Raw genomic sequence first — 5,312 nt, forward strand, 5'->3', positions numbered from 1 at the left:
CGTCCTACTCTCCCACAAGGTCCCCCTTGCAGTACCATCGGCGCTGAGAGGCTTAGCTTCCGGGTTCGGAATGTGACCGGGCGTTTCCCTCTCGCTATGACCACCGGAACATGTTCGACCCAAACCTGGATCCGAACCTGTTCTTCAAGCCGTTGCTGAAGTATTCAGTTCGATTCCCGATCGTCTGTCGGGAACCACAAAGTGGACGCGAGCCCCACACCCGAAGGTGTGGGAAATAGTTGTGTTGTCAAGTCTTCGGCTTATTAGTACCGGTCAGCTCCACGGGTCGTTAGTCCCCGCTTCCACATCCGGCCTATCAACCCAGTAGTCTGCTGGGAGCCTCTCACACTCAAGGTGCATGGAAATCTCATCTCGAAGACGGCTTCCCGCTTAGATGCTTTCAGCGGTTATCCGGTCCGAACGTAGCTAATCAGCGGTGCCCTTGGCAGAACAACTGACACACCAGAGGTTCGTCCATCCCGGTCCTCTCGTACTAGGGATAGATCTTCTCAAATTTCCAACGCGCGCAGCGGATAGGGACCGAACTGTCTCACGACGTTCTAAACCCAGCTCGCGTACCGCTTTAATGGGCGAACAGCCCAACCCTTGGGACCTACTCCAGCCCCAGGATGCGACGAGCCGACATCGAGGTGCCAAACCATGCCGTCGATATGGACTCTTGGGCAAGATCAGCCTGTTATCCCCGAGGTACCTTTTATCCGTTGAGCGACAGCGCTTCCACAAGCCACTGCCGGATCACTAGTCCCGACTTTCGTCCCTGCTCGACCTGTCAGTCTCACAGTCAAGCTCCCTTGTGCACTTACACTCGCCACCTGATTGCCAACCAGGTTGAGGGAACCTTTGGGCGCCTCCGTTACTCTTTGGGAGGCAACCGCCCCAGTTAAACTACCCATCAGGCACTGTCCATGAACCCGATCAGGGTCCTACGTTAGACATCCAAAGTGACCAGAGTGGTATTTCAACAATGACTCCACGAACACTAGCGTGCCCGCTTCACAGTCTCCCACCTATCCTACACAAGCCACTCCGAACACCAATACCAAACTGTAGTAAAGGTCACGGGGTCTTTCCGTCCTGCTGCGCGTAACGAGCATCTTTACTCGTAGTGCAATTTCGCCGAGTTCGCGGTTGAGACAGCTGGGAAGTCGTTACGCCATTCGTGCAGGTCGGAACTTACCCGACAAGGAATTTCGCTACCTTAGGATGGTTATAGTTACCACCGCCGTTTACTGGGGCTTAAATTCAGAGCTTCGCCCGAGGGCTAACCCTTCCTCTTAACCTTCCAGCACCGGGCAGGCGTCAGTCCGTATACATCGTCTTGCGACTTCGCACGGACCTGTGTTTTTAGTAAACAGTCGCTTCCCACTGGTCTCTGCGGCCTTCAACGCTCAACGAAGCAAGTCCGTATCACGTGTCCGGCCCCCCTTCTCCCGAAGTTACGGGGGCATTTTGCCGAGTTCCTTAACCACGATTCTCTCGATCTCCTTGGTATTCTCTACCTGACCACCTGAGTCGGTTTCGGGTACGGGCGGCTGCAACCTCGCGTCGATGCTTTTCTCGGCAGCATAGGATCACTGATTTCCCCTTACGGGTACGCGTCGGGTCTCAGGCATGCAGACGACGGATTTGCCTATCGTCAGCCCTACACCCTTACACCAGGTTCACCTTACGGATACCATCGCCTGGCTCAGCTACCTTCCTGCGTCACACCTGTTCATACGCTAGCCGCACCAGCATGGGGTCGAGCGTTAGACCGGACACCATCACCCCGAAGGGATCCGGTGAGCCGGGTTAGGACTCTTAGCACCACTGGATTAGCTTGGGCGGTTGTTCGCCGGTACGGGAATATCAACCCGTTGTCCATCGACTACGCCTGTCGGCCTCGCCTTAGGTCCCGACTTACCCAGGGCGGATTAACCTGGCCCTGGAACCCTTGGTCTTTCGGAGGACGGGTTTCTCACCCGTCTTTCGCTACTCATGCCTGCATTCTCACTCGTGTAGCGTCCACGGCTGGATCACTCCGCCGCTTCACTCGCCACACGACGCTCTCCTACCACTCCGCACGACTGAACCACGAAGGCTTGTCTGTGTGCGAAATCTACAACTTCGGCGGTGTGCTTGAGCCCCGTTACATTGTCGGCGCGGAATCACTTGACCAGTGAGCTATTACGCACTCTTTCAAGGGTGGCTGCTTCTAAGCCAACCTCCTGGTTGTCTGTGCAACTCCACATCCTTTCCCACTTAGCACACGCTTAGGGGCCTTAGTTGGTAGTCTGGGTTGTTTCCCTCTCGACGATGAAGCTTATCCCCCACCGTCTCACTGCTGCGCTCTCACTCACCGGCATTCGGAGTTTGGCTGACGTCAGTAACCTGTTGAGGCCCATCGGCCATCCAGTAGCTCTACCTCCGGCGAGAAACACGCAACGCTGCACCTAAATGCATTTCGGAGAGAACCAGCTATCACGAAGTTTGATTGGCCTTTCACCCCTATCCACAGCTCATCCCCTCCATTTTCAACTGAAGTGGGTTCGGTCCTCCACGACGTCTTACCGTCGCTTCAACCTGGCCATGGATAGATCACTTCGCTTCGGGTCTAGGACATGCGACTGAATCGCCCTATTCAGACTCGCTTTCGCTACGGCTGCCCCACACGGGTTAACCTCGCCACATATCACTAACTCGCAGGCTCATTCTTCAAAAGGCACGCCGTCACCCCTACAAGGAGGCTCCGACGGTTTGTAAGCAAACGGTTTCAGGTACTATTTCACTCCCCTCCCGGGGTACTTTTCACCTTTCCCTCACGGTACTTGTCCGCTATCGGTCATCTGGGAGTATTTAGGCTTATCAGGTGGTCCTGACAGATTCACACGGGATTTCTCGGGCCCCGTGCTACTTGGGATACACATCCGGCCATAACACCATTTCGTCTACGGGGCTGGCACCCACTACGGCCCGGCTTTCAAACCGGTTCGACTATGATGCGCTGTAACCGCCCCAGTCCGGCAGAACTGAGCGACGTGTCCCACAACCCCGACCATGCAACGCCCGCCGGCTATCACACATGATCGGTTTAGCCTCATCCGCTTTCGCTCGCCACTACTCACGGAATCACATGTTGTTTTCTCTTCCTGTGGGTACTGAGATGTTTCACTTCCCCACGTTCCCTCTACCCGCCCTATATATTCAGGCGGGAGTCACCAGGTCGACAAGTCGCCTGGCGGGGTTTCCCCATTCGGAAATCCTCGGCTCACAGCTCGATTATCAGCTCCCCGAGGCTTATCGCAGATTTCTACGTCCTTCTTCGGCTCCAGATGCCAAGGCATCCACCGTTTGCTCTTAGAAACTTGACCACAAAGATTAAAATTGCGATCGACTCGAACAACAACCACCACGAAGGATGATCATCGTCACGAGCGATCTAAGATGCTCGCGTCCACTGTGTAGTTCTCAACATACGATCGGCACCAGCACTCCCCCACCACAACGGTAGGTTCACCCTGGCCCAACGAAGGACCCGTAGGCCCAACCCCCACCAACACTCACGTGTCAACAGGAAGCCTGGTCCCTCAGGACCCAACAACGTGCACCAGCCGACCCGCTCACCCCGACCCGTCCCAACCAGCAAGCTGGCGTACTAGGGCCGGAAGCTCACGCTCCCGACTGCACTGTCAATGTTCCACCCATGAGCTACCGGCAACCACGTTCGGGTTGCATCGGCGCCTGAACCAAGCACCTGCAAGCAGGGCCGGTCAGATGCTCCTTAGAAAGGAGGTGATCCAGCCGCACCTTCCGGTACGGCTACCTTGTTACGACTTAGTCCTAATCACCGATCCCACCTTCGACGGCTCCTTCCACAAGGGTTAGGCCACCGGCTTCGGGTGTTACCGACTTTCATGACTTGACGGGCGGTGTGTACAAGGCCCGGGAACGTATTCACCGCAGCGTTGCTGATCTGCGATTACTAGCGACTCCGACTTCATGAGGTCGAGTTGCAGACCTCAATCCGAACTGAGACCGGCTTTTTGGGATTCGCTCCACCTTACGGTATCGCAGCCCTTTGTACCGGCCATTGTAGCATGCGTGAAGCCCAAGACATAAGGGGCATGATGATTTGACGTCATCCCCACCTTCCTCCGAGTTGACCCCGGCAGTCTCCTATGAGTCCCCGCCATAACGCGCTGGCAACATAGAACGAGGGTTGCGCTCGTTGCGGGACTTAACCCAACATCTCACGACACGAGCTGACGACAACCATGCACCACCTGTACACCGACCACAAGGGGGCGACCATCTCTGGCCGTTTCCGGTGTATGTCAAGCCTTGGTAAGGTTCTTCGCGTTGCATCGAATTAATCCGCATGCTCCGCCGCTTGTGCGGGCCCCCGTCAATTCCTTTGAGTTTTAGCCTTGCGGCCGTACTCCCCAGGCGGGGCGCTTAATGCGTTAGCTACGACACAGAAACCGTGGAAAGGTCCCTACATCTAGCGCCCAACGTTTACGGCGTGGACTACCAGGGTATCTAATCCTGTTCGCTCCCCACGCTTTCGCTCCTCAGCGTCAGTTACGGCCCAGAGATCTGCCTTCGCCATCGGTGTTCCTCCTGATATCTGCGCATTCCACCGCTACACCAGGAATTCCAATCTCCCCTACCGCACTCTAGTCTGCCCGTACCCACTGCAAGCCCGAGGTTGAGCCTCGGGATTTCACAGCAGACGCGACAAACCGCCTACGAGCTCTTTACGCCCAATAATTCCGGACAACGCTTGCACCCTACGTATTACCGCGGCTGCTGGCACGTAGTTAGCCGGTGCTTTTTCTGCAGGTACCGTCACTTTCGCTTCTTCCCTACTAAAAGAGGTTTACAACCCGAAGGCCGTCATCCCTCACGCGGCGTTGCTGCATCAGGCTTTCGCCCATTGTGCAATATTCCCCACTGCTGCCTCCCGTAGGAGTCTGGGCCGTGTCTCAGTCCCAGTGTGGCCGGTCACCCTCTCAGGCCGGCTACCCGTCGTCGCCTTGGTGAGCCATTACCTCACCAACAAGCTGATAGGCCGCGAGTCCATCCCCAACCAAAAAATCTTTCCACCACCAGACCATGCGGCCGGCAGTCGTATCCAGTATTAGACGTCGTTTCCAACGCTTATCCCAGAGTCAGGGGCAGGTTACTCACGTGTTACTCACCCGTTCGCCACTAATCACAGGAGCAAGCTCCTGATCATCGTTCGACTTGCATGTGTTAAGCACGCCGCCAGCGTTCGTCCTGAGCCAGGATCAAACTCTCCGTAAAAAAAT

General features: G+C 56.0%; 3 rRNA genes. All 3 read right to left on the reverse strand.

The features are described from left to right. Nucleotides 1-108: ribosomal RNA gene (rrf, locus tag H7A69_RS17060) — 5S ribosomal RNA — on the reverse strand; the annotation flags it as partial. Nucleotides 109-243: 135 nt separating this feature from the next. After that, a 23S ribosomal RNA gene (locus H7A69_RS17065) occupies nt 244-3,371 on the reverse strand. Nucleotides 3,372-3,785: 414 nt separating this feature from the next. Then, nucleotides 3,786-5,307, reverse strand: a 16S ribosomal RNA gene (locus tag H7A69_RS17070). Nucleotides 5,308-5,312 lie beyond the last annotated feature (5 nt).

It is taken from the genome of Curtobacterium sp. ME26, assembly GCF_903970945.1.
Classification (GTDB): Bacteria; Actinomycetota; Actinomycetes; order Actinomycetales; family Microbacteriaceae; genus Curtobacterium; species Curtobacterium citri.